Consider the following 24,479-nt stretch of genomic DNA (forward strand, 5'->3'; position numbering starts at 1 on the left):
TGGCTGGGCGCACATCCGGGCGCGACCTCCTACAGAGGTCGCGAACACGACCCCACGGGACTTATGGGGCCGCGCGCCGAGGATGCCCCAACTTTTCGCGGTCACACCCCTGTCATGTATCGCTATTGACGACAGTGGCTCAGAAGCCTATTCTGTGGGCGACGCGCACCGGGCCGACGCTGAGAAGACGATCGTGCTGCAGACCGCCCCACGAGTGCGGGGAAAGGCTGGATACCATGAGGCACGTATCCCTCCCGCGGAAATCCCGTACCACGGTTGCGCTTGCGGGCATTGCGCTTGCGGTGGCCGTTCTGGTCGCCGGCTGCACGCGGGAGGTCTGGGGCGACGGAGGCGCTCGCGCATGCGGAGCGCAAGGCCGCCGCAACGAAGGACCCAGACGAGAAGCTCGTCCTGCTGACCGGCATCGGCATTCAACTCCTGCCCCATGATCCGCAGCGGGGGAAGGCCCTCCTCAGCGAAGCACGGCAGATCGCGCTCCATAGCAACAAAGCAAGTCCAACCGCGAGGGTGTACGCCATCGCGCAGCGGGCCTTGGCTTTCTCCGCGCTGGATCGTCGCAACGCCCCCTCCACCCTGGCGCAGGCGGTGCGGGAGGCCGAGGGCGTCTACGCGCCGAGGGGTTCACGCGAGGTCGTCCTCGACAGCTCGCCGATTGTGACCGTCGCATCGCTGATCCAGTCGGCGAGCTGGCAGTACGGCTCCCTGCTGGCGACAATGGCGGCATTGGACCCGGACCGTGCGCTGCAGGTGGCCAAGCGCCTGCCCGATAAGGAGCGCAAGTCGGTTCTCGCAGAGATCGCCGAATCCATCGCTCGCAGCAACCTGCCCCGGGCAGCAAGACTCTTGCAGACCGCGCTCCAGCCACCCCTGGTGGTCATCTTTCCCTCTTGGCACTGGCGGAATCTGTGCATCGCCGCCGCTTCCACCCAGCCGCGCAAGGCGATCTCGCTGGCCCGCAGCAAGCTGCCGTCATCGCCCGAGCACGCGCAGGTGCTTGAGGCCGTCGTCACGGCCCTGGCACGGAAGGATCGCCCTGCCGCCGAAGACGTCATCACCCAGGAAACCGATCCGGTGATGCGGGCGTGGGGGTGGCTCGCGCTGGCGCACGTGTCACAGGGCGGGCAGCGCGACTCGGCCATCCGCCGCGCCGCCGAGACCATAGGACGGGCGAAGCTTTCCGAATCCGCCAGATCCACGGCGGTCACCGAGTGGTGCGTGCTTGCAGTCATGGCGCGCCCCGGCGCGGTGGCTAAGAAGTACCTGGCGGCTGCGGAGGGTGCACAGCACACTCCACCGCTCGACTACGAGCGCGGCATGATGCTGGCCGCGGCGTGCTACGTTGACCCCGCGAAGGCGATGAAGATCCACCGCGAGCTGCTTGCCAAGCGCCGCACCGGCCCCAACCGGCGATCCGTTGACGCGGTATTGACCTTCCTGAATCATCTTGTCGCGCGCGTTGACGTCCGCGCAGCGGAACGCACGGTCACCGAGGCGCCTGACTGGGCGCGCGAGACCTTTCCCGCGGCCGTGCAAATGGCGTATACGGCGGTACAGACGGTGCCACTGGATGGAGAGGACCGGGCGCGGCAACTCATGCGCGCGGCGCAGCGCGAACTGGCCGCGCAGAGGAAAAGGGTCAAGGCTGGCGCGGCTGACTACTACGACGAATCGAGCCTGCCTCAGGCGATGGAGATGGTGGCACTGGGGCTCGCAGCTACCGGCGACGCGTCCGCGGCGCTGCGCCTCGCAGGGCAGATTGGCGACCCGGGATCGGCCGGTCAGACATATCTTGCCATCGCTCGGTATGTTGGGCAGCAGCCCGCGGCTCGCACCGATGCGTACGCGGCGCTGCAATCAGTCGCGTCAAGCACGGAACTGCTCTCCCGCCCCTATGAGCTGGCTGTGCCACATTCCGGTGCGCGCCCTGCCCCCCCATCATGATAAGTTACACCGATTGATCGCTCTGCTCCGCGCCCCGCGCCAGCGGCGACCCCGCCAGCCGCTTGGCCTCCTGCTCCAGCCGCCGCAGGTCGCGGCGGGCGAAGCGGCCGGGGTATAGACCCGCGTCGCGACGGGCTTTGGTCACCCGTATCTCCGCCTCGATAGCGGCCTGGGCGAGCTCAAACCGGCTCATGGCCTCCGATTCGTAGTTGAGCGTATCCCACCAGTCCGGCTGGCGCATGGCCTGGCGGTGATCCTCCAGGGTGCGGCAGCGCAGCCGGTAGCCGTACTTCTCGGGATGCGTGAAGGCCAGGCTGCCGGGATCAATAAACGGCGCCAGCGCGGAGACATAGACATCCAAGCGCCGCTTGCGCCCGCGCTGGAAGCGCCTGAGCAGGTCGAGCGCATAGTCCGTCGTCGCGCGCGCGCTGTGCGCGGTCTGCCCGGGGATGCCGATGTAGAAGAACAGGGACAGCGCTCCCCCCACGCCCAGGAACTCCTCGATCGTGCGTTCGAGGACGGCGTTGTCATAATCGAACCCGTAGCGCGCGCGCAGCTCTTCGTCGTGGGTCACCGGCCCGATCGTCCCTTGCGGCTCGGGCACGGCATCCGCGAGCGCCTGATAGAACTCCGCGTCGCCGGGGCGGAAGAGGTCGAAGTGCATGGCGCGCGTGAACCCCCGGCGCTTGAGCGCGGCCAGAAACCCCCGCCAGTCGCCCTGGCGGATGTCCCCCGGCACCCGGATGGGGAAGCGCGTCATCCGCCGCGCGGCGACGCACATGTCGGCCAGGATGTCGGTGTCCCACAGCGGCGTTTGCTCCAGCCCCTGCGCCCAGTTCGACCCGCCGCAGATGGCGCAGTTCTCGACACACCCCTTGCAGAACAGCAGCAGGTTGGCGCAATAGACCGGCCAGTGCTGGCCGGTAAGCAGGCTCCCCCGCAGGTCGCGGGTGCGGCGGATGTGCTGGAACAGCCGCTCGTAGTTGATGCGCGTGGTGAGGGTGGTGGGGCGATGGGTGAAGGGGTTTTCCACCACCGTGGCACCCCGACTCGTCGCGGTGGATCCGCGCCGCCACACCAGGTTAGGCACTTCCGCGGGCTCGCGCTTGGCTTCCAGGCAGTCTAGCAGTTGGGCCAGCGGCTCCTCCGTCGTCTCGCCCCGCAACACGAAATCCACGTCGGGGTTGTGCATGATCTCGGCGCGGAAGTAGCTCGCCGACAGCCCGCCGAGGACGACGGGGAGGTCGGGGTGCTCCTGCTTGCACAGCCGCGCCAGGCTCAACGCGCCGTCGGCGTGCTGCGCCCAGTGCAGGTCAATGCCGAACAGCAGGGGGCGGTGCTCGCGCACGAACCGCCGGGGGTCGAAGCGGCGGTTCTGCATCTTGATCGCCAGGTTGGCCAGCCGCACCTCGCGCCCGCGCTGCTCGAGATGGTCGAGGATGGTGATGAAGCCCACCGGGTAGTACTCGAACACCGGCGCGGTGTCCACCGCCTTGCTCAGCAGCCAGTGATTGAGCGGCCGTTCGCGGAAGTCGAATACCGCCGGGGGGTGCATCAGCAGCAGGTGCGGGCAGCGGTTAGCAGCCATGGCGTCCTACCAATCCCCCACGTACAGCCACCGGTCCTGGGGGCCGGGGGCGACCGACACCACCAGCGCGTCGCCGTCGGTGCGCACCGCCACCGCGCCGCCCGCGGCGGCGCGCACGGTTCTCCATCTTCTCGCGTCAATCGGCAACCTGACTTCCGACGGCTCGGAGACGAACAGCCGGTGCGCGACCCGCACGCCCGGGGCCAGCTCCCGCCGGCGCACAGGCGCCCACGCCACGGTCATGGGGTGCTCCGAGAGGCGGTACTCTCTGCCGTCCACGGTGATCCCCGTGGCGCCCTGCCCGCAGAAGGCCGCCAGCCGGCGACCCTTCACCGCGTAGCTCAAGGTCTCCGCGCCCCGGTAGCTGATGACATGGCGGTCCAGCTTCACCCCCTCCAGCGCCAGCTCATTCGGGGGCAGATTGAGGCGGGCGACGATGGCCGCATCCTGGTCGGAGTCGCGCTTGAAGCCGCCGGGCCATTGCTCGGGCACCGCGCGGAAGTGATTGGTCACGGTCACCGCGCCGTTGGGGAACTTGTTCGCCAGCAACTCCCCGATGCGGGACACGCGCTCGGGGTGGTCGTCCCCCGCATAGGCGCCCAGCGCGCAGAGGGCGTCGAACAGGGTGCACAGGTCGCGGCCGGCGGAGGCGGACTGGTCGTCCCGGGCGCGGAAGCCCAGGAACATCGCGCGGCCGCCGCCGGGGTAGCGCTTGATCGTCCCCACCACCCGCGCGCCGATGCGGGCGACCACCTGCGCGCCGGCGGGCGTCACCGGGTAAGTCCAATCGGGAAGCAGCGACGACGGAACCTGCATGGACGCGCTGGCGGACATCGCCCCGTCGAAGGTCACGATGCGCTCGCCCGCCGGGACGCCGCCCGCGGACGCCCGCTCGAACCTGACGCCGAACATCTCCTGCCAGCGCGCCAGCGGCGAGCCGGGAGCCTGGTCATGGCATTCCGGCGGCGTCGCCATCCACAGCACGGAGCCGCCGCGCGCCAGCATGGTTGACATCAGGTCCAGCGTCCGCGGGCGCACGAACGGCTCAAACAGAGCCCCCAGCACCCGGTACTTGCGCCCGCGCAGCGAGATGCACCCGTCGGCGGTTACGCGCCCCCACCGACACAACTCCTCTTCCGTGGCGTAGTTGCAGTACCCGTACTGCACCATCCACGAGCCGAAGCGCTGGTCCACATAGAGCAGGCCCAGCGGGTAGAGCAGCAGCACGTCCGTGTCGCGGTGGACCTCGCCCTGGACGATGTTGTGCAGTGGATGGCTGCGCCGGCAGCCGTAGGCGGCGGTCACCTGGTTCATGCGGGCGATGACCTCCGCCGGCGCGCCCCACGACGCGCAATACGCCCACCCCGCGTCGTTGAGCGCGCCCAGCCCGCAGGCGAACGCGCGCCCGTAGTAGTCGCGGTCCGCCCATCCCCCCTCCGGGTGGTCGGTGCCGCAGCCGGTATAGACGCGGTTCCAGCGCCAGTAGTCATAGCAGGCGCTGATCGCCTCGCGCACGGAGGCGCTGCCCCCGAAGGCGTCGCTGTAATCATAGGCATGGGCGCGGTCGCCGCCGCAGCCGTGGCCGAAGTCGTCGCAGGTGGGCGCCTCCTGCCAGGTCGGATGCGCGGTGACCTCCAGCGGACGGCCGTAGAGCTTCTCCGCGTAGCGCTTGGCCTCGAGGGCGAGGCCGACGACGGCCCCCGATAGCAGGTCGAAGTAGTTGCGGCGCAAGCGCCAGGTGCGGTAGATGCGGTCGCGGTCGGCGCCCATGACGTGCTGCACCTCGTCAATCGCCTGCTCGCCGTCGAGGCAGCCGTGGCCCTGGCAGAAATAGACGAGATGCTTGTAGAGGTCGGCGTATTCGCGCCCGTAGGCGCGGGCGAAGGCGCGACACATGCTCGGGGTCAGGTAGCGCACCTGCAGCTCCTTGCGCCCCACGCGGGTCAGGTCCCAATCGAACTGGCTGTGCATCTCGTCGCCGTAGAAGGCGGTGAAATCAATCCCCCGGCGGTGATAGGCGTCAATCACCTGCTTGGCGTAGTCGAGCGCGCTGGCATCGAAATAATCCAGCTCCGCCAGCCTGTGCACCAGCACCACCAGGCACCGATTGCGCCCGTCCGCTTGCGGCCAGCGCCCCTGCACCCGGTAGGGTTGGTGCCGCCAGCCGTGCGGCCCCGCGCGGACCTCGCCCGCCGGCTCGGCGCGGGTCACGGTCTCGCTGATGTCCGCCATGGCTTGCGGGTTGACCGCGAAATAAGGCGTGCCCGGCACCTGGCGCTCGGCGAACGCGAAGACCTTGACCGCCTTCACCTGCAGCGGTATCGGGCCCTTGTTGTTGGCCCATTGCAGCTGCGACGGGAGCAGGACCGTATAGTCGCCGTTGTCGGCGATGCGCCCCTCCTGGAACAGGCACATCTCTCCGGCCTGGTCATGCTTGGCGGCGTAGCCGCGCCCGAGATCGAGCGGGTTGATGATGCTGCCTTCGAGCGTCAGGCCGCGCTCTTTCGCCAGCCGGGCGATGACCTCGAACGCGTCGAGGGTCTCCGGCGAATCGAGATAGAGCCGCCGCTCCCTGCCGCCGAAGAAGAAGTCGTAGGAAACCATGAAACGACGCAGGCCCCTGCGCACAGTGTCATCCATGAGCGTCAGCAGCGAGGCCTCGGGCGCATAGAGATAGTTGGCCCGCCCTTCGCCCTCGAACAGGGGCGCCGACGGATCCCGCGCGATGGTCTCCAACTGGGAATCATCGGTCAGGATGATCCCGCCGTGCGCGGCGAAGATCGCCGGCGACCGCGCCGGCTTCAAGAGGTCCATGCTTTCCTCCGGGGCGGCGGTCGCGATTGCCCTGGGCACAGCCATCCCGCCAGCCAGTGCAGGGCCGCCGCCGATCGCGGTTGACGGCGGGGTGTGAACTCGCAGGTCATTCCATCGGGTACCGCAGGCCCCACCGGGCACGGAGGTTGTCCATCGTCTTCATGATCGCCAGGCTCTCGTCGAGGGGCATGATCGGGCTTTCCATCTCCCCCGCGCGCAGGCAGCGCAGGACCTCGGCCGCCTCGTAGTTGTAGCCGTTGCCCGCCGGCGGATACTCGTAGTCCTGGGCCGGCTTCCCCGCCGCGTGCACCGTCATCTGCGCCGGCCTCCACCACTGGGGATGGATCTCGATCCGCCCCTCGCTGCCCATGATGGTCGCTGCCTGCGGAGTGTGGGTGGTAACCGCGGCGTGGCAGATGGCGAACCGACCGGCGTCATCGCCCAGGATAAAGGCGCAGCGCTCATCCACGCCGGAGGGCCCGACATGCGCCATGGCGGCGATGCGGGTGGGTGGACCCAGCAGCATTGAGGACAAGGACACCAGGTACACGCCAACATCCAGCAGCGCGCCGCCGCCCAGGCCGGGATCGAAGAGGCGGCTGCCGGGGTCGAATTCCGCGCGGAAGCCGAAGTCCGCCGCCACCATGCGCACCTCGCCGATCATCCCCCCGGCTGTCATCTCCCGCACCTTCGCCATCAACGGGAAGAAGCGCGTCCACATCGCCTCCATCAGGAACAGCCGCCGGGCGCGCGCCGTCTTCACGACCTCGCGAGCTTGCCGCTCGTTGATGCAAAATGGCTTCTCGCACAGCACCGGCTTGCCGGCGTTGAGCGCGGCGAGGCTGTTCTCCATGTGCGCGGAGTGGGGCGAGGCGACGTACACCACGTCCACCTCGGGCGCATTCACCAGGTCCTCGCAGCGATCGTGCGCACGCGCGGCGAATGCTTGCGCGAACCGCTGCCGGCGTTCGGGCGACGGCGACCACACGGCGACCGGCTCGGCATCGGGCACCGCCTGGAGGCCGGTCGCGAAGTGCCGCGCGATGCTGCCCGAGCCGATGAAGCCCCAGCCGATTTTCTTCTCCGTCACCTCGATTCCTCCCGCGCGCGTCGCTTGCGGTTGAAGCTGGCGAACTCGGTTCACGGACTTGATGAAGCCTTCGGCATCGGCGAACAGCGTGCTGGCATGGCAACTTCATGTGTCACCGCCAGTCTCGGCTGTCACGTGTGCGCGCTCAGGCGGCTCCGCGCCCGAGCTCCAACCGCTCGACGCGCACCGCGCAGACCTTGAGCTCGGGGATCTTGGCCTGGGGGTCGAGGGCGGGCACGAGGCCGCCTGTTACCCGAAAGCAAGGAACTCATCCACCGATAGAGCGGCCTCGCGGATAATCGCTCGCACCGTGCCCTCAGGCAACGCGCCTGGGTGATTGGGGATTGTGGTTCGTCGCCTCGTCTGCGGATGGAGCCAGATTTCGTGGCTGCCCTTGGCTTGACGGTCGAACACGAATCCGGCCCGACGTAGGCGACGGATCACCTCGGCCCCAGAGAAGCCCGCCAGCCGCCCCACTACGCGGCCACCGCGATGCGCAGACGGATCGGCTCTCCCGCCGGTTCCGCGAGCTCAGGGGGCAACGGGTCGCCATGCTCCAGGTGGGACTCGATCAACTTCCGGGCAACGTCTTGCGCGATCTCCAGGGTCTCCGCCAGCGTGCGTCCTTGCGCGACGAGCCCCTGCAATACCGGGCTGGTGGCGACATAGCCACCTTCGGGAAGCCGCTCCACTTCGATGTCTACTAGGCGCTCGGCCATGGGGTCCTCCCCGGTCAGTATACCATACGTCAGCGGACTCGCGTTCAGTCACTTGGAGCCCGCTGCTGCCGGCCCCATTCCAGACTTTTCCGCCCATGGTCATCCGAAGGCTGGGAATCACATGTTATCGTACTCGAAGCCGAGCTGGACGATCTCCGGTTGGAAATCCGCAAGCCACTCTATGAGCAAGCCGTACATCACTACTGCTGCCCTGGCTGCCGGCTCAGCTTGCCTGTTGGTGAAGGAAAAACCCTTGCGCCATAGTTGGTGCACAATGCGGTTGCGCCGTCGGTTAAACTCCACCAACTCGTTAGCGAAAGTAGGGTAGGGGTACTTCTCCTGCTGAAGCCATCGCTTGTAACCGTCCACCAGCGTGCAGAAGTTTGCCGCCTCGAGCTGATTCCCAAGAAACGCCCGCAGAAGTGACTCGACCAGTGCGTGCACGAGCAGATACGCGTGCACGAAGTTCCCCGTCTCAAAGGCGCGCCCGGCCGCCGCTTCATTGTCAGCGATGATCAAAGAAAAGTCTGGCCCAGTTTCAGGCATTCGCACAACCTCTTGCACGTAGGCGCGCAATAACCCGATTCAGCGCGAGGGATTGTTGACCTCCCTGGACTCTCGTGTTCGGACGCCCGACAGCCGGCATCCCCGGATCAAGAGCCCTCGCTGTGGCCTCTTTATCGAGCATGACCGTCCTCTCCACACTCGCGAGGAATCGCCGTGTCGTTCACGACCTCGAATGAAGACCTGGCCCGACGCATCACAACCGGCTGGTGTCAACCGCCGGCTGGATGCGCACCGCGCAGACCTTGAGCTCGGGGATCTTAGCCTGGGGGTCGAGGGCGGCGTTGGTGAGAACGTTGGCCGCGCTCTCGGCGAAGTGGAAGGGGATGAACACCACGCCGCGCTCCACCCGCTCGGTGAGGCGGCAGGCGATGGTGATCTCCCCGCGCCGGGAGATTACCTTCGCGCGGTCGCCGTCGCCGAGGCCCAGCTCGGCGGCAGCCGCGGGGTTGATCTCGACATAACCGTGAGGCACCAGGCAGTCCAGCATCGCCGACCGCCGCGACACGGTGCCCGTGTGGTAGTGGTAGAGGAGGCGACCGGTGGTCAGAATCAGCGGATACTCCGCATCCGGCTCCTCCGCCGGCGGGCGGTAGGCGACCGCGTGGAACTTCCCCCGGCCGCGCGTGAAGCGCTCGGTGTGCAGGATGGGAGTCCCCGGGTGATCCGGGGTCGGGCAAGGCCAGTGCAGCGGCGCTTCATCGAGCCGCGCATGGGTCATGCCCGCATACGACGGCGTCAGGGCGGCCATCTCGTCGAACGCGGCGCCCTCGCTGTCGAGGCCGAAATCCTGCCCCGCGGCGCGCGCCACCTCGAGCAGGATCTGCCAGTCCTCGCGCGCATTGCTTGCAGGAGGCGGCAGCACCCGCCGCAGGAGCTGCACCCGGCGGTCAGTGTTGGTGAAGGTCCCGGCCTTCTCGGCAAACGCCGCGCCGGGCAGCACCACGTGCGCGTACTCCGCGGTCTCGGAGAGGAAGATGTCCTGCACCACCAGGAACTCCAGCTTCTCCAGCGCCGCCCGCACGCGGCACACATCCGGGTCGCTCAGCGCAGGGTTCTCCCCCATGACATACATACCGCGCACCGCGCCCGCAGCCGGCGCACCGGCCGCCTCGGCGGCGTGCATCATCTCCACCACCGTCAGCCCTGGTTCGGCAGGCAGCTCCTTGCCCCACGCCTGCTCGAACTTGGCGCGCGCGTCGTCGTCGTTCACCCGCTGGTAGCCGGGGAAGACGTTGGGCAGGGCTCCCATGTCACAGGCGCCCTGGACGTTATTCTGACCGCGCAGGGGATTGACGCCCGCCCCCGGCTTGCCCAGGTTGCCGGTCAGCAGCGCCAGGTTGGCGAGCGCGAGCACGTTATCGGTGCCGTGGGAGTGCTGGGTAATGCCCATGGCATAGACGATGGCCGCCCGCTCGGCCCCAGCGAAGGCGCGCGCCGCGGCGCGAATCTTCTCCGCCGGGACGCCGGTCAGCGGCTCCGCCCATTCGGGGGTGCAATCGGCGACGGCGGCGCAAACCTCGGCATAGCCTTCGGTGCGGGCGGCGATGAACTCGCGGTCTTCCAACCCCTCGGCCAGAATGACGTTGCAGATCGCGTTGACCAACGCGACGTCGGAGCCCGGGCGCTGGCGCAGCCAGTGGGCGGCGTAGTCGCAGAGCTCGATGTGGCGGGGGTCGGCGACGATGACGGTGGCGCCCGCGTTGGCCGCCTGCTTGATCTCGTAGGCGATGACGGGGTGCCCCTCGCTGGTGTTGGAGCCGATGACGAAGATGCAGGGCGACTGGCGCAGGTCGCCGATGGTATTGGTCATGGCGCCGCTGCCGAACGCCAGCGCCAGCCCGGCGACGGTGGAGGCGTGGCACAGGCGCGCGCAGTGATCCACGTTGTTGGTGCCGAAGACCTGGCGCGCCAGGCGCTGCATCAGGTAGTTCTCTTCGTTGGTGCACTTGGCGGAGGACAGAAAGGCGTTCGCGTCGGGGCCGTGCCGGGCGCGGATGCGCTGCAGCTCCTTGACGACCTTGGTCAGCGCTTGGTCCCAGGTGACGGGGACGAGCTTGCCTCGCTTGCGCATCAGCGGCGTAGTGAGGCGATCGTCGCGGCGCAGGAAGTCCCACCCGAAGCGCCCCTTGACACAGGTGCGGCCGCGGTTGACCGGGTTATCCTCGTCCCCCTCGACCTTGATGATGTCTCCGTCGCGCAGATAGAAGACCAGTCCGCAGCCCACCCCGCAGTAGCCGCAGATGGTGCGCACGGTGGAGAAGTCCCACTCGCGCCCTTGGCCCGCGCGCGTGCGCTCGACCAGGGCGCCGGTGGGGCAGACTTGCACGCACTGGCCGCAGAAGACGCAGGTCGTCTCCTGCAGCGGCCGCCCGAAGGCGCTGGCGACGCGGCAGTCGAACCCGCGGTGGGCGAAGTCAATCGCCGCCGCGCCCACCACGTCGCGGCACATGCTCACGCAGCGCCCGCATAGGATGCACTTGGCGTAGTCGCGCAGGAAGCAGGGGTTGGTGTCGTCCACGATGTCATGGTGGCGCGCGCCGGCGAACGGCGATTCGCGCACGCCCAGCTCGTAGGCATACGCCTGTAGCTCGCACTTGCCGCACAGCTCGCAGGTCAGGCAGTCCGCCGGGTGGTCCGACAGCAGCAGCTCGACCGCCAGGCGCCGCGCCGCCATCACCCGCTCGGTATCGGTGCGCACCACCATCCCCGGCGCCGCCGGCAGCGCGCACGACGCGGCGAGGGTCTTCATGCCCTCGACCTCGACCACGCACAGCCGGCAGCCGGCGAAGGGCTCCAACTGCGGGTGGTAGCAGAGCCGCGGGACACGGATGCCGGCTTCATCCGCCGCCTGCATCACCGTCATGCCGGGCTGCGCGGCGACCTCGCGGCCGTCAATCGTCAATGTGAATGAATCGCTCATTGTTTGTTCATCCGCAGATTTCACGAGTCTGACGGACAAGTAGCCGCCGATGAACGCCGATAAACGCCGATGTAGAGCAAGTGGCGGACGAATGCCGGCTAGAAGCCCCTGACAATCCGCTTCACTTCCACCTTCGGCTTTCCGAAATTGATGAGCAGGCAGACGGTAAGCCCCGTGGCCTTCAGGTAGTCCAGGCACTGCGCCATGTGCACATCGTCCAGGGCCTTCGCCGCTTTCAGCTCGACAACGACCCGTCCCTCCACTAACAGGTCGGCAACGAAGTCGCCAACCGGCTTACCGTCATAGTAAACCGCGACTGCCTGCTGCTGCTGCGGGCTGAGGCCGGCTTTTTCCAGCTCCAGCGCCAGAGCGTTCTCATAGATCTTCTCCAGGAAGCCGCATCCCAGAGCGTTGCCGACCTTCAGGGCGCAGCCGATTACCCGGTCCGTTGTCTCATCCAACTCTTGTCGGCGTGCATCGGCGTCCATCGGCGGTTCCCATCAGGCACACCCTGCGTCAATCCTGCTCTTCCCGCCCGCAGCGCAAGCAGCGCCGCGCCTCGGCCAGCGCGTCATCGAGGCTCAGCCCCAACTCCACCTCGTCGAAATTGCCCACGCGCTCCCGCAGCGGGCGCTGCGGCATCTCCGCCTGTGGCTGCGCTTCCCCGGCTTCCTCTGGCGGCGGCCCCACCGCCACCAGCGACTTCGGGCGCGGTGCCGCCACCGGCATCGGCTTCCCCTCCAGGTAACGAGCGATCGCCTCCGCGGCGCGCCGCCCATCGTCCATGGCGTACACCGCGGTCGCGGGCCCGGTGACCACGTCGCCGCCGGCGAAAACCCCCTCCATCGCCGTCGCCTGTGTCAATGGATTGGCCGTCACCGTCGCGTCATCGTTCAGCTCCAGGCCCAGCGAGGCTAACCAGTCGGTGTCAACTGCCTGGCCGACCGCGGCGATGATCAGGCTCGCCGGCTGGCTATGCTCCGACCCCGCGATCGCCACCGGGCGCCGTCGCCCCCTGGCATCTGCCGCTCCCAGCTCCATGCGCTGGCACAGGAGGCCGGTCGCGCGGCCGTTGCCGGCGATCACTTCCACCGGCGCCGTCAGATAGCAGAACTGCACCCCCTCGCGTTCCGCCTCGCGGATTTCCCATTCATGCGCCGGCATCTCCGCCCGCGAGCGCCGATAGACCACGCACACCTCGTCGGCGCCCAGGCGCAGGGCGCTGCGGGCGGCGTCCATGGCCACATTGCCGCCGCCGATCACGATCACCCGCCCCGCGAGCCGCGGCGGCGAACCGAGGTTGACCTCGCGTAGAAACTCCAGCCCACCTACGATCCCCGGCAGCTCCTCGCCGCGCAGGCCCATGCGGCGGCTCTTGTGCGCCCCGATGGCGATGAAGAACGCGCGATACCCCTGGCCGCGGAGTTGGTCGAGTGTGATATCCGCGCCCACGCGCACGCCGGTGCGCACCTCTACCCCCATGCGCCGGATATAATCTATCTCGCGCTCCAGGATGTCGCGCGGCAGGCGGTAGGCCGGAATCGCCGCCACGAGCATCCCGCCCGGCTTGGGCAGCGCCTCGAAGACGGTCGAGCGATAGCCCCGGCGCGCCAGGTGATAAGCGGCGGCCAATCCCGCAGGTCCGGCGCCGATGATCGCCACCTGCGCCACCCGCTCCGGGGGCAAGGGGATCGGTTGATCCTCGCCGACGGCGTAATCGTGGTCCGCGACGAAGCGCTTGAGCGCGCCGATGCCGACCGACTGGTCAATGTCACCACGGCGGCAGCGCCCCTCGCAGGGATGGTAGCAGATGCGCCCGCACACCGATGGCAGCGGGATGCGCTCGCGCACGACCTCCATCGCCTCCCGCAGCCGCCCCTCGGCGATCAGCGACACATAGCCGTAGGCGTCCACCCCCGCCGGGCAGGTATCCTGGCAAGGGGTGGTGCTCAGCCGCGAGCACACGCCCGCCGGGCAGCGCTGGTCGCGGATGTGGGCGAGGTACTCATCGCGGAAATAGCGCAGGGTGGAAAGCACGGGGTTGGGGGCGGTCTGACCGAGGCCGCACAGCGAGCTGTCCTTGATGATGCGCCCCATGGCCTCCAGCGTGTCGAGGTCTTCCGCGCGCCCCTCGCCGCGGGTGATGCGCTCCAGGATCTCCAACATGCGGCGGGTGCCGACGCGGCAGGGCACGCACTTGCCGCACGACTCCGACTGCACGAAGTTGAGGAAGAAGCGCGCGAGATCCACGATGCAGGTGGCATCGTCCACGACGATCATCCCGCCCGAGCCCATGATGGAGCCGACAGCGGTCAACGATTCGTAGTCAATCGGCAGGTCGAGGTGCTCGGCGGGGACGCAGCCGCCGGAGGGCCCACCCATCTGCGCGGCCTTGAATTCGCGCCCGCTCTGGAGGCCGCCGCCGATGTCATAGATCACCCGCCGCAGGGTGATCCCCATCGGCACCTCCACCAGGCCGGTGTTTTGCACCTTGCCCGCGAGGGAGAAGACCTTGGTGCCCTTGCTGCCGTCGGTGCCCACGGCGGCGTACCACTGGCCGCCGTGGAGGATGATAGGAGCGATGTTGGCGAAGGTCTCGACGTTGTTGATGTTGGTGGGCTTACCCCACAGCCCCGACTGCGCGGGGAACGGCGGGCGCGGGTTGGGCATGCCGCGGCGGCCCTCGATGGAGGCCATGAGCGCCGTCTCCTCGCCGCAGACGAAGGCCCCCGCGCCCTCCTTGAGGCGCACGGTGAAGCTGAAATCGGTGCCCAGGATGCGCTCCCCCAGCAATCCCAGCGCTTCCGCCTGGGCGATGGCGATGCGCAGATGCGCGACCGCGATGGGGTATTCCGCGCGCACGTAGATGTAGCCCTCATCGGCGCCGATGGCGTAGGCGGCGATGGCCATGCCCTCCAGCACCGAGTGGGGGTCGCCCTCGAGCACGCCCCGGTCCATGAACGCGCCGGGGTCGCCCTCGTCGGCGTTGCAGATGAGGTACTTCTTATCCCCCCCAGACTTGTGCGCCAGCTCCCACTTGCGCCCGGTGGGGAAGCCCGCCCCGCCGCGTCCGCGCAGCCCCGAGGTCTTGACCTGCTCGATCACCGCCTCCGGCGTCAGCTCCGACAACGCCTTGGCCAGCGCGGCATACCCGTCGCGCCGCAGGTAATCCTCGATACGGCGGGGGTCAATCCGTCCGCAGTTGCGCAGCACCACCGGCCGCTGCCCGGCGAAAAACGGCAGCTCCTCGCGGCGCACGATGCGCGCGCCGTCCGCGACCTCGTGCCCCAACCGCTGCAGCGGGTCTCCCCGGCGCAGGGTGGTCGCGACGATGTCGGCGGCGTCCTCCGGCCGCACGTGCTGGTAGAAGTAGCCGAAGGGGTCAACCGCCAGCACCGGCGCCCCGGCGCAGCAGCCCTGACACCCGGTTTCGACCAGGTCCACCTCCGGCGCCAGCCCTTGCTGCGCGATCTCCCGCGCCAGCGCATCGCGCACCTGCACCGCCCCGAACGCCCGGCACCCGGTCATGCACACCCGCACGCGCACGCGCTGTGGATCGTGCCCCTTCTGCAACTGCTCGCGGCAGCAGGCCAGGTTGGCGACTGAACGTAGGGGCAAGGCATGCCTTGCCCCTACATCTGTGTCATCTCTCTCGGTCACTTGAACTCCTGCAACACCGACTCCACGTCGCGCGGAGTGAGCTTGCCGAAGTATTGATCGTCAACCATCAGCGCCGGCGCCAGGAAGCAGCAGCCCAGGCAGGCGACGGTATCGAGGGTGAAGCGCAGGTCGGGGGTGGTCTCCCCGGGTTGCAGACCCAGCGTGCGCTGCAGCGCATTGAGCACCGACTTGCCGCCGCGCACGTGGCAGGCGGTGCCCTGGCAGGCGCGGATGGAATGGCGCCCGCGCGGGGTCAGGTGGAACTGCGCGTAGAAGGTCACCACGCCGTAGATCGTGCTCACGGGCAGGCGCAGGCGCCGCGCGACCTCCTCCAGCACCGCCTCCGGCAGGTAGCCGTAGTGTTCCTGCGCCTGCTGCAGCACCGGGATCAGCGCCGCGCGGCCGGTGGCGTGCTGGCGCGCGACGAGGTCGGCCACCGGCGCCAGGTCAAGGGCTTCGACATGTTCAATCATAGGTCAGGAGAATGATCTGCCGGTTTCGCAGGCCCGAAACCAGCCCGCAGATTACATCACTATCGGAATCCGCGCAATATGCGCAGTCTGTGGATTGCATTCAGCCCGCCGCCTCCTCGGGCTCCGCTGGCAGGTAGTAGCACAGTATCTCCAGCTCCTGGGTCAAGTCCACGTTGCGCACCACCGTGCCCGCCGGCGCCGGGAAGCGCACGGGGGCGAAATTGAGGATGACCTTGACGCCGCTGCGCGCCATCATCGCGGCGACCTCCGCGGCCGCCGCGGCGGGGGTGGCGATGATGCCGATGCGCACCCCCATGCCGCGATTGATCTCGGGCATGTGGTGGATGTCCAGGATCTCCAGGTCCCACGCCTTGCGCCCGATCTTGTTGAAGTTGTTGTCGTAGATGGCGGCGACGCGAAAGCTGGACTGCGCCAGCCCCGCGTAGCCGGCGAGCGCGCTGCCGAGGTTGCCGGCGCCGACGATCAGCACCTCCTGCTGGCGGTCGAGCCGCATGATCTGGCTCAGGCGCGCCACCAGCGGGGCCACCGAATACCCCATGCCGGGCTTGCCGAACTCGCCGAAGTAGGACAAGTCCTTGCGCACCTGGCCGGAGCTGATGCCGGTGCGTTTCTCGATGTCGGCCGAGGACATGGTTTGCACGCCCTCGCGCAAGGCCGCGCGCAGGCTGCGCAGGTAGAGCGCCAGGCGCCCGATGGTCGGCTCGGGAGCGGAGGCAGGCATTGGTGTCCCCCTACAGTTCGCTGCCCAACTGCTTGAGCTGCGCGTAGTTATACACCGGGCCGTCCACGCACACGTAGGAGCGGCCGATATTACAGCGGCCGCATTTGCCGATGCCGCACTTCATGCGCATCTCCATCGTGGTCACGATCTGCTCGTCGCGGAACCCGAGCTGCGCCAGCCCCTGCAGCACCAGCCGGATCATGATCGGCGGCCCGCAGGTGACGGTGACCACGCCCTGGGGCGACGGCCCGAGCTCCGCCAGCAGCGCCGGCACGAAGCCCACGCGGCCCTGCCAGGTGTCGTCGCCGCGATCCACGGTGAGGTGCAACCGCATGTCTTCGCGGTTGGTCCACTGCTCCAATTCGGTCTTGAACACCAGGTCGGCGGGGCTGCGCGCGCCGTAGATGATGTCTATGTCGCCGTAGTCGCCGCGATTATCGAGGCAGTAGTTGATGGCCGAGCGCAGGGGGGCGAGGCCGATGCCGCCGCCGATGAACAGCAGCCGCTGGCCCCGCCAATCGTCCACCGGGAAGTTGTTGCCGTAGGGCCCGCGGACGCCGATCGCTTCGCCGCCGATCATCTCGTGCAGGGCGGCCGTCACGCGCCCCATGCGCTTGATGCTGAACTCCAGGAAGCCGGGTCGGGTCGGGGTCGAGGTGATCGAGAACGGGGCCTCGCCAACGCCGAAGACCGAGACCTCCGCGAACTGCCCCGGGCGGTAGGCGAAGCCCTCGCGGCAGTCGTCCCTTCGGCCCTGCTCAGGGCGAGCCTCGCAGAACACGACCTTGAAGGTCGCGGTGTCCGGCGTCTCGACCCGCACCTCCTCGATGCGCGCCAGGAGCGGCAGGTATGGGTTGGTCGGTCTGGTTTGTGCTTCCGTCATTGTCATCAGATTGGCACCCTCCCACTCCTCTCCCTCGTAGGGAGAGGATCAAAGAGAGGGTGCACGGTTTCAGTTCTCCACCCTCGCCCTGCCGTCTCCCTGAAAGGGAGAAGGGTTAGGCCCCCGCCAGCTCCTCGATCGTCTCGCGGATGTCCATCCCCACCGGGCACAATCGCACGCAGCGCCCGCACCCCACGCAATAGACCGCCTGCGTGCGGTCGGGCAGGTATTCCAGCTTATGGCAGATGCGCTGCTTGAGGCGCTCCGCCGGGTCGCGCCGCGGGTTCTCGCCGCTGGTCATGAGCGTGAAGTCGGTGAACTGGCAGGTGTCCCAACAGCGGTAGCGGTAGCCCCGCGCGCCGAACGCCTCGTCTTGGAGGTCGAAGCAGTGGCAGGTCGGGCACAGGAAGCTGCACACCCCGCAACGGAGGCATTTCTGTGACAGTTCGCGCCACCGCGGCGACTCGTGCAAGCCGCGCAGCTTCTCGCGCATCTCCGCCAGCGGCAGGCCCTCGGTGGTGCGCTCCCGCAAGGCCGCCGCGGCGGCGTCGCGCGCGGCGCGGTCAGCGTCGGTTGCGAGCGCGAACAGGTCGCCGCCCATCGCAATCAGCTCCTGCCCGGTCTCGCTTTTCGCCTGCGCGAAATAGCGGTCGCCGAGGTCGGTCAGGGCGACATCGGCCGCGGGCGAGGCGAGGTCCACCGCCGGCGCATCCCCGCAGAAGCATCCCTCCAGCGGCTCCGCGCACAGCAGGCTGATGATCGGCACCTCCGCGCGCGCCGAGCGGTAGCAGGGATCGTCGTACCCGCCGTAGGCCGGCGAGAACACCATGTCCAGCAGGGTCAGCGCCGCCGCGTCGCAGGGCCGCACGCCGACCAGCAAGCGCCGCTCGGCCGGCGGCGACTCCGGCGCCGCGTCGTCGAGTTCCACGCCCTGCTCTGTCTGGTGAAAGCGCAGCAGCACCTGGCTCGCGGGCAGGAAGAGCTCCTTCGGCGGGCGGCGGGTGTTGCCCGCGTTGCCGGCGGCCGCCAACGCCGCCGCGCCATCCGCGGTGGGCGCGAAGGCGATACCGTCCGCGTCGGGCGCGTACACCGCGTACTTATCGGCCAGCCGCTCCAACCACTGCGGCGCCTTATCTTTACTTATCACATAGTCAGTCATGAATGCTGTATCTGTGTAATCTGTGGATACTCCCCTACTCGTGGCCCGCGACGCTTTTCTCTTCATCGGCGGCGGCGAACTGCGCCAGGAACGGCGGCGCCGCCGGGTCCATGCCCGCCTGGTAGCCGAAGAGGTCGCGCAGCTCCTGCTCCAGCTTGCGCCCCAGCTCCCGCAGCGGTATCGCCATCGGGCACGCGCGCTCGCATTCGCCGCAGTCCACGCAGCGCCCCGCCGCGTGCCACGCGCGCACGCACTGGAACAGCAGGTTGTCCTCGGCGTTGGGCTCGCGCGCGACGAAGCGCGGCTCGCGCAGGTCGCACACGCACTCGCGGCAATAGCACAGCGGGCAGATGTTGCGGCACGCGTTGCAGCGAATGCAGCGCGCGAACTGGTCGAGCCAGTACTGGCGGCGGGCGAGCGGATCCATCGCCTCGATCTCCGCCACCCGCGCGTAGCGGTCATCCTCCACGGCGGGCGCGGCGACCGCCTCCCCCACCAGCACGTCGTGCAGCGCCGGGGTGGGGTGGGCGCAGGTGCGGCAGCGCGCGAGCAGGACCCGCTCGCGCGGCGCGCGGTGCTCCTTGCCGCCGGCCGTCACTACCACCTCGCCCGCGGCATCGTCGAGCCCGGCCACCCTCTTCCACGTTGCCGAGTTCGCCGGCGCCAGCGCCGCGAGGTCAATCATGCCCGCGCAGGGGACACCGATGATCTGCACCTGGTCGCGCTCCACCTGGTGCTCCTGCAGCAGCACCGCCAGCGCGCGCGCGTCACACCCCTTGAGCACCACCGCCACCGGCTTGGGCGCGGCGATGACATAGGTCGCCAGGTTCCCCGCGCAGGCCGCGTTCCAGATCAGCTGGTCAACCTGCCCCGGCGTCGTCGCGAAATGCGGCGTCACCCGCCACGGCCGCCGCCCCTGGCGAAAGCCGATGACGCACACCGCGCCGCGCTCGGTCAGCGCCCGCATCGCTTCGTCTCGAATTCGTTGCTCGAGATCAGACATCAGTTCTCACTCCTCCCCCTGCCAGGGGGAGGCTGGGAGAGGGTGCGCGGCGACGCCTTCCCACTCTCACCCGGCCCGACAGATCGGGCCGTCCTCTCCCTGGAAGGGAGAGAGGTTACGCTCCGGCAGCTCCCCCTGCCGCTGCAGCTCCTCCAGGTCCGCCACCATCTCGCGGATGACCTGGGCGAAGCGACGCCCCTCGGAGGCGCTGATCCACTCCAGGCGGAAGCGCTTGGGGTGCACGCCCAGGTAATTCAGGAACGGCGTGAAGATCGCCAGCCGCCGCCGGGTGTAGAAGTTGCCCTCGCTGTAGTGGCAGTCCCCCGGGTGGCAGCCGGCCACCAGCACGCCGTCCATGCCCAGGCGAAACGCCCGCAGCACGAACGCCGGGTCCACCCGCGCCGAGCACGGCACCCGCAGAATCCGCACGTTGGGCGGATACTGCAGCCTGCCGCCGCCCGCCAAGTCCGCGCCCGCGTAGCTGCACCAGTTGCACAGGAACGCCAGCAGCCGTGGGCCGCCAGTGCCCCTCTCCCTTCCAGGGAGAGGTTGGGTGAGGGTGCCCTCTGCCGGCGTCTGCGCGCCCTGGCCGGCTTCGACCTTTTCTTCTACTCCCGGCATAGCGCCTCCATGCCGGCGAGGATCTGCTCGTCGGTGAACCCGCGCAGGTTGAGCGCGGCCGCGCGACATGCCGCCACGCATGCCCCGCAGCCCTGGCACACCGCCTCGTTGACCTTGGCCACGGTGCGCTCCTCGCGCGTTATGCGGTCGGTGATGATCTCGGCCTCGATGGCGTCGTAGGGGCAGATCTCCTTGCACGTCAAACAGCCGCTGCAGCGGGCGGCGTTGACCTCGGAGATCTTGGCCTCGCTCAGGATCGAATCGCGCGCGAACAAGCCGCAGACCTTGCCCGCGACGGCGCTGGCGGCGGCCACCGTGTCGGGGATGTCGCGCGGATACTGGCAGGCTCCGGCGAGGTAGATGCCGGCGAAGATATTCTCGACCGGCCGCAGCTTGGGATGGGCCTCGGTGAAGAACCCGTACTGGTCGGTCTGGATGTTCAACATGCGCGCCACCGCCGCGACGTCGTCGCGCGCGCGCAGCGCCGTCGCCAGCACCACTAGGTCGGCGTCAATCTCCACCGCCACCCCCGCCAGGCTGTCCGCGCCCTTGACCCGCAGCTGGTCGCCCGCGGGGTAGATGCGGCTCACCCGCCCGCGCAGGTACTTGACCCCCAGGTCCTCCTGCGCGCGGCGCACGAACTCCTCGTAGCCTTTGCCCGCCGCGCGGATGTCCATGTAGAACACATAGACCTCGCACCCGGGCAGCTTCTCCTTGACCAGAGTTGCGTGCTTGGCGGTGTACATGCAGCACACCTTGGAGCAGTAGGGGTAGCCCTTGGTGTCGTCGCGCGAGCCCACGCACTGGATGAAGACGACCGTCTTGGGCGCTTGGTGGTCAGACAAACGCACGATATGCCCCTCGGTGGGCCCGCCAACATTGACCAGGCGCTCGAACTGCGCGCCGGTGATGATGTCGGCGAAACGGCCGCCGCCGTACTCGGTCATGCGCGCCGGATCGTAGAGATCGCACCCGGTGGCGACGACGATGGCGCCGAAGCGTTCGCTCAGCAGCTCGTCGCCCTGGTCGTAGTCCACCGCCTCTGCCGGACACACCTTGGCGCACACGCCGCACTTGCCGGTCTGGAAGTGGCGGCAGTGGTCGCGGTCAATCACCGGCACGTTGGGCACCGCCTGCGGGAAGGGGCGGAAGATGGCCTTGCGCGTGCCCAACCCGGCGTCGAACTCGCTGGTGACCTTGCTCGGGCACTTCTCCTCGCACACCCCGCAGCCGATGCACTTCTCGGCGTTGACCGAGCGCGCGCGCTTGCGAATGGCCACCTCGAAGTTGCCGACATACCCCGCAACCTTCTCCACCTCCGACCACGTCAGGAGCGTGATGTTGGGGTGCTTGGCGGCGTCCACCATCTTGGGGGTGAGAATGCACGCCGCGCAGTCCATGGTGGGGAAGGTCTTGTCGAACTGGGCCATGCGCCCGCCGATGGAGGGCTGGCGCTCGACCACCGTTACCGGGTAGCCGGCCTCGGCGAGGTCGAGGGCGGCCTGGATGCCGGCGATGCCGGCGCCGATCACCAGCGCGCGCTTGGTGATGGGCACTTCGGAGCGCGCCAGGGGCCGGCCCTTGGTGGCGGTGCCGACGGCGATGGCGGTCTGATCCAGCGCCTTGGCGGTCGCCAAGTCGCGATCCGAGTGCACCCACGAGCACTGCTCGCGGATATTGGCCATCTGGAAGACGTAGGGGTTGAGCCCGGCGTCGGCGATGCAGCGCTGGAAGGTGCTCTCGTGCAGCGTGGGTGAGCACGAGGACACCACCACCGCATCCAGGTGGTGCTCCTGGATCGCAGCCTGGATCATCTTCTGACCCGGCTCGGAGCACATGTACTTGTAGTCGGTGGCATAGACCACGCCGGGCAGCTTGGCGGCCTCGGCCACCACTTTGGCCACGTCCACCGTCTTCGCGATATTCGAACCGCACCAGCAGACAAATACGCCTACCCTGCGCACGTCACACTCTCACTTCATTGAACTGCAGATGTCGCAGATTACGCGGATTCCGGATTCCTCAATCTGCGAAATCCGTGCAATCTGCGGTTTCAACTGCTTCTCGCCAGGCGCATCGCATCCACGATGTGCCGCCCCAGGCCGAGGCGGTTGGGCGTGATGCCGAACGCCAGGCCGAGGAGCTCGGTGATATAGACGATCGGCAGATCGAGGGTCTCCCCCAGTCGCGCGGCCGCGGCGGCCTGCCGCGTGTCCAGGTTGGTCTGGCACATCGGGCACGCCACCGCCACGCAGTCGGCTCCGGCCGCCTTGGCCGCTCCCAGGATCTCCGCCACCAGGCGCACCGCCGACGGCGTGTTGGTCACCGCCAGGCTCGCCCCGCAGCACTCCAGCCGGTGATACCACTCGACGGGCTCCGCCCCCACCGCGCCCAGGATCTGCTCCATTGAAGTGGGGTTCTCCGGGTCGTCAAACTCCGCCACCTGCGGCGGCCGCACCAACAGACAGCCATAGTACGCCGCCGGGCGCAGGCCGGCGAGGGGCTTGCTCGCGGCCTCGCGGATGCGCTCCAGCCCCGCGAGGTGGAGCAGGGCATCGAGGATATTGTGAACCCGCACCCCCGCCGCCGCCCGGGCGTCCAGCCCGGCGGGCAGCTCGGCCCCGTCCGCAGCCAGATGCTGGGCTGCATACTTCAGCCGCCCGAAGCAGGCGGCACAGGGCGCCAAGACAGCATCCAAGCCCTGCTGCGCCGCCAGCGCGAGATTGCGTCCGGCCAGGCCCACCGCCAAGTCGTCGCTGATCGCGTGCGCCGCACTCGCGCCGCAGCAGTTCCAGTCCTCGATCTCCACCAGCTCCAGGCCCACGGCAGCGCACACCGCGCGGGTCGAAAGATCGAACTCCTTCGCGGTGGCGTGCAGGGAGCAGCCGGGGTAATATCCGATCTTCATCATCATCTCAAAGAAACCGAATTGAACCACCAAGGCACAAAGGCACAAAGAGGGGCGGAGACTGGGAAAGCGCGATTCGCGTCGTTTATCTTCACGATCCCTTCACTTCGTGTCTTTGTGTCTTCGTGGTTGATTTCTCCGATATTGCGAAGATCTCCCTGACCTGCGCGATGTCGCGCACCTTGGGCGCGATGGGATTCAGCTTGCCCTTGACGAACATCTTCTGCCCCAGCAGGAGGTCCTTGAAGGGGTTGCGCGTCAGCAAGCCGTAGGCGGCCATCAACGGCACCTCGTTGAGGCGGCCACCGCGGCGCACCAAGCCCAGGAACAGGCGATAGAACAACGGCGTCTGCGGCTGGGCGGGCGTGACGCCGGACTCAAGCGCCATGGCGCGCAGGGTGTCCATGACGCGCGCGAGGTCAATGTCGCGCGGGCAGCGGGTAGCGCAGGTGGCGCAGGTGGTGCACAGCCAGATGCCGGATGACGCCAAGACCGTGTCGCGCATACCGAGCTGGACGCAGCGCAGCACCTGGTTGGGCGCCAGGTCCATGTCCGGCGCCAGGGGGCAGCCGGCGGTGCACTTGGCGCACTGGTAGCAGGCGGCGATGTTCTCGCCGCTGCGCGCCGCCACTGCCTCGGCGAAGGTCAAATCGGCGACGGGACTGCCGTCGCTGCGTGGGAACCGCACGATTGGTCTCCGGTGTGCTGCAACCCATCAGGGGCCTGTAGGCCCACCGGCAATCGCCGGACCGGGGATAGACGCCTTCGCCGCCGGCCGCGCCCGGGGCTGTCGTCGCACACACCAGCTATGTTATCAGCGGGCCGACCGCGAGTCAAGACTCTTGTGCCTTGCTTCACAATTCGGGGGGCGTGGCAACCTGAAGGGGCGCGCTGGTGTGTGTTCGACTTAGGTGGGGATCGCCCCTGGCTGCTCACTCGGAGGTGGCCCAGCCGCCCCCGGCTGGGAATGGGCGGCCACGGAGGGCCGCCCCTACAGGCTTTCCGACTCATCCCCACTCCGCACGAACACACCCGCGCGCTGCAGGTCGGCGCGCTGCAGGTCGGTTGACCGCCTCCGGGGGCGATGATATACTCGGAGCGCGCGGAGAGGTGCCCGAGTTGGCCTAAGGGGCGCGACTGGAAATCGCGTAGGGGGTCAAAAGCTCTCTCGTGGGTTCGAATCCCACCCTCTCCGCCATGCCGATCTTCCGATCGGCATGGCGGAAGAGCAGGTGAGCAGGTGAGCAGTCGAACAGGTGAGACTGCGAAACGGCGCCCTGCGGTCAAATGCTCACCTGTTCAACTGTTCACAGCGGGGTTCCTGCGATTGCCATTCATGTTCCAGAACCTCAAGGTGTACCAGAAGGCGT

Annotated in this window: 19 protein-coding genes and 1 tRNA gene; 2 read left to right on the forward strand and 18 right to left on the reverse strand. The window is 68.3% G+C overall.

Features of this window, described 5'->3' with window-relative positions; translation table 11 throughout:
* Positions 1-297 precede the first annotated feature (297 nt).
* Positions 298-1,962, forward strand: a complete 1,665-nt coding sequence (locus VM221_11425) for a hypothetical protein (GenBank protein HUT75427.1) — start codon at positions 298-300, stop codon at positions 1,960-1,962.
* Between the two features lie 4 nt (positions 1,963-1,966).
* On the opposite strand, the gene VM221_11430 is transcribed toward VM221_11425, so the two are convergent.
* From VM221_11430 to VM221_11515, 18 genes are all read right to left on the reverse strand, one after another.
* Positions 1,967-3,550: a cobalamin-dependent protein gene (locus VM221_11430; protein ID HUT75428.1), complete on the reverse strand. Its 1,584-nt coding sequence runs from the start codon at positions 3,548-3,550 to the stop codon at positions 1,967-1,969.
* A 6-nt stretch (positions 3,551-3,556) separates the two neighbouring features.
* Entirely contained in the window at positions 3,557-6,364 is a 2,808-nt protein-coding gene (locus VM221_11435; GenBank protein HUT75429.1) for a hypothetical protein, read from the reverse strand.
* 106 nt (positions 6,365-6,470) lie between these two features.
* On the reverse strand, positions 6,471-7,454 hold the full coding sequence (locus VM221_11440) for a Gfo/Idh/MocA family oxidoreductase (GenBank protein HUT75430.1): 984 nt from the start codon (positions 7,452-7,454) through the stop codon (positions 6,471-6,473).
* 249 nt (positions 7,455-7,703) lie between these two features.
* Entirely contained in the window at positions 7,704-7,931 is a 228-nt protein-coding gene (locus VM221_11445; GenBank protein HUT75431.1) for a type II toxin-antitoxin system HicA family toxin, read from the reverse strand.
* Complete coding sequence (locus VM221_11450) at positions 7,931-8,173, reverse strand: type II toxin-antitoxin system HicB family antitoxin (protein ID HUT75432.1); 243 nt, start codon at positions 8,171-8,173, stop codon at positions 7,931-7,933. Before VM221_11450 ends, VM221_11445 begins: the two co-directional genes overlap by 1 nt.
* Before the next feature lie 117 nt (positions 8,174-8,290).
* Complete coding sequence (locus VM221_11455) at positions 8,291-8,719, reverse strand: hypothetical protein (protein ID HUT75433.1); 429 nt, start codon at positions 8,717-8,719, stop codon at positions 8,291-8,293.
* A gap of 214 nt (positions 8,720-8,933) precedes the next feature.
* On the reverse strand, positions 8,934-11,660 hold the full coding sequence (gene fdhF / locus VM221_11460) for a formate dehydrogenase subunit alpha (GenBank protein ID HUT75434.1): 2,727 nt from the start codon (positions 11,658-11,660) through the stop codon (positions 8,934-8,936).
* 98 nt (positions 11,661-11,758) lie between these two features.
* The gene (locus VM221_11465; protein HUT75435.1) at positions 11,759-12,148 is read right to left on the reverse strand and encodes a GxxExxY protein; all 390 of its coding nucleotides are present in this window, start codon (positions 12,146-12,148) and stop codon (positions 11,759-11,761) included.
* Between the two features lie 28 nt (positions 12,149-12,176).
* The gene (locus tag VM221_11470; protein HUT75436.1) at positions 12,177-15,278 is read right to left on the reverse strand and encodes an FAD-dependent oxidoreductase; all 3,102 of its coding nucleotides are present in this window, start codon (positions 15,276-15,278) and stop codon (positions 12,177-12,179) included.
* Between the two features lie 38 nt (positions 15,279-15,316).
* Positions 15,317-15,793, reverse strand: a complete 477-nt coding sequence (gene nuoE, locus VM221_11475) for an NADH-quinone oxidoreductase subunit NuoE (protein ID HUT75437.1) — start codon at positions 15,791-15,793, stop codon at positions 15,317-15,319.
* Positions 15,794-15,893: 100 nt separating this feature from the next.
* Positions 15,894-16,535 carry a redox-sensing transcriptional repressor Rex gene (locus VM221_11480; protein HUT75438.1) on the reverse strand — a complete coding sequence of 214 codons (642 nt, stop codon included), beginning with the start codon at positions 16,533-16,535 and terminating at the stop codon, positions 15,894-15,896.
* A gap of 10 nt (positions 16,536-16,545) precedes the next feature.
* Positions 16,546-17,424, reverse strand: coding sequence for an FAD/NAD(P)-binding protein (locus VM221_11485; protein HUT75439.1), 879 nt, complete (start codon positions 17,422-17,424; stop codon positions 16,546-16,548).
* Positions 17,425-17,533: 109 nt separating this feature from the next.
* On the reverse strand, positions 17,534-18,577 hold the full coding sequence (locus VM221_11490) for a 4Fe-4S dicluster domain-containing protein (GenBank protein HUT75440.1): 1,044 nt from the start codon (positions 18,575-18,577) through the stop codon (positions 17,534-17,536).
* 34 nt (positions 18,578-18,611) lie between these two features.
* On the reverse strand, positions 18,612-19,580 hold the full coding sequence (locus VM221_11495; protein HUT75441.1) for a 4Fe-4S ferredoxin: 969 nt from the start codon (positions 19,578-19,580) through the stop codon (positions 18,612-18,614).
* A gap of 66 nt (positions 19,581-19,646) precedes the next feature.
* Positions 19,647-20,201 (reverse strand): hydrogenase iron-sulfur subunit, encoded by a 555-nt coding sequence (locus tag VM221_11500; GenBank protein HUT75442.1) that lies wholly within the window; start codon positions 20,199-20,201, stop codon positions 19,647-19,649.
* On the reverse strand, positions 20,189-22,165 hold the full coding sequence (locus VM221_11505; GenBank protein ID HUT75443.1) for a CoB--CoM heterodisulfide reductase iron-sulfur subunit A family protein: 1,977 nt from the start codon (positions 22,163-22,165) through the stop codon (positions 20,189-20,191). Before VM221_11505 ends, VM221_11500 begins: the two co-directional genes overlap by 13 nt.
* A gap of 89 nt (positions 22,166-22,254) precedes the next feature.
* The gene (locus VM221_11510) at positions 22,255-23,115 is read right to left on the reverse strand and encodes a CoB--CoM heterodisulfide reductase iron-sulfur subunit B family protein (GenBank protein HUT75444.1); all 861 of its coding nucleotides are present in this window, start codon (positions 23,113-23,115) and stop codon (positions 22,255-22,257) included.
* 85 nt (positions 23,116-23,200) lie between these two features.
* Positions 23,201-23,797: a 4Fe-4S dicluster domain-containing protein gene (locus VM221_11515; protein ID HUT75445.1), complete on the reverse strand. Its 597-nt coding sequence runs from the start codon at positions 23,795-23,797 to the stop codon at positions 23,201-23,203.
* 416 nt (positions 23,798-24,213) lie between these two features.
* Between VM221_11515 and VM221_11520 the strand changes: the two genes are divergently transcribed.
* Positions 24,214-24,307 (forward strand) — tRNA-Ser (locus VM221_11520).
* Positions 24,308-24,479: the final 172 nt, after the last annotated feature.

This window comes from Armatimonadota bacterium (assembly GCA_035527535.1).
Classification (GTDB): domain Bacteria; phylum Armatimonadota; class Hebobacteria.

Excerpts from the sequence above, each read along its gene's own strand:
- VM221_11430 (HUT75428.1), bottom strand. The coding sequence starts at position 3,550 with ATGGCTGCTAACCGCTGCCCGCACCTGCTGCTGATGCACCCCCCGGCG.
- VM221_11435 (HUT75429.1), bottom strand. The coding sequence starts at position 6,364 with ATGGACCTCTTGAAGCCGGCGCGGTCGCCGGCGATCTTCGCCGCGCAC.
- VM221_11450 (HUT75432.1), bottom strand. The coding sequence starts at position 8,173 with ATGGCCGAGCGCCTAGTAGACATCGAAGTGGAGCGGCTTCCCGAAGGT.
- VM221_11455 (HUT75433.1), bottom strand. The coding sequence starts at position 8,719 with ATGCCTGAAACTGGGCCAGACTTTTCTTTGATCATCGCTGACAATGAA.
- fdhF (HUT75434.1), bottom strand. The coding sequence starts at position 11,660 with ATGAGCGATTCATTCACATTGACGATTGACGGCCGCGAGGTCGCCGCG.
- VM221_11465 (HUT75435.1), bottom strand. The coding sequence starts at position 12,148 with ATGGACGCCGATGCACGCCGACAAGAGTTGGATGAGACAACGGACCGG.
- nuoE (HUT75437.1), bottom strand. The coding sequence starts at position 15,793 with ATGATTGAACATGTCGAAGCCCTTGACCTGGCGCCGGTGGCCGACCTC.
- VM221_11480 (HUT75438.1), bottom strand. The coding sequence starts at position 16,535 with ATGCCTGCCTCCGCTCCCGAGCCGACCATCGGGCGCCTGGCGCTCTAC.
- VM221_11485 (HUT75439.1), bottom strand. The coding sequence starts at position 17,424 with ATGACAATGACGGAAGCACAAACCAGACCGACCAACCCATACCTGCCG.
- VM221_11490 (HUT75440.1), bottom strand. The coding sequence starts at position 18,577 with ATGACTGACTATGTGATAAGTAAAGATAAGGCGCCGCAGTGGTTGGAG.
- VM221_11495 (HUT75441.1), bottom strand. The coding sequence starts at position 19,580 with ATGTCTGATCTCGAGCAACGAATTCGAGACGAAGCGATGCGGGCGCTG.
- VM221_11500 (HUT75442.1), bottom strand. The coding sequence starts at position 20,201 with ATGCCGGGAGTAGAAGAAAAGGTCGAAGCCGGCCAGGGCGCGCAGACG.
- VM221_11510 (HUT75444.1), bottom strand. The coding sequence starts at position 23,115 with ATGATGATGAAGATCGGATATTACCCCGGCTGCTCCCTGCACGCCACC.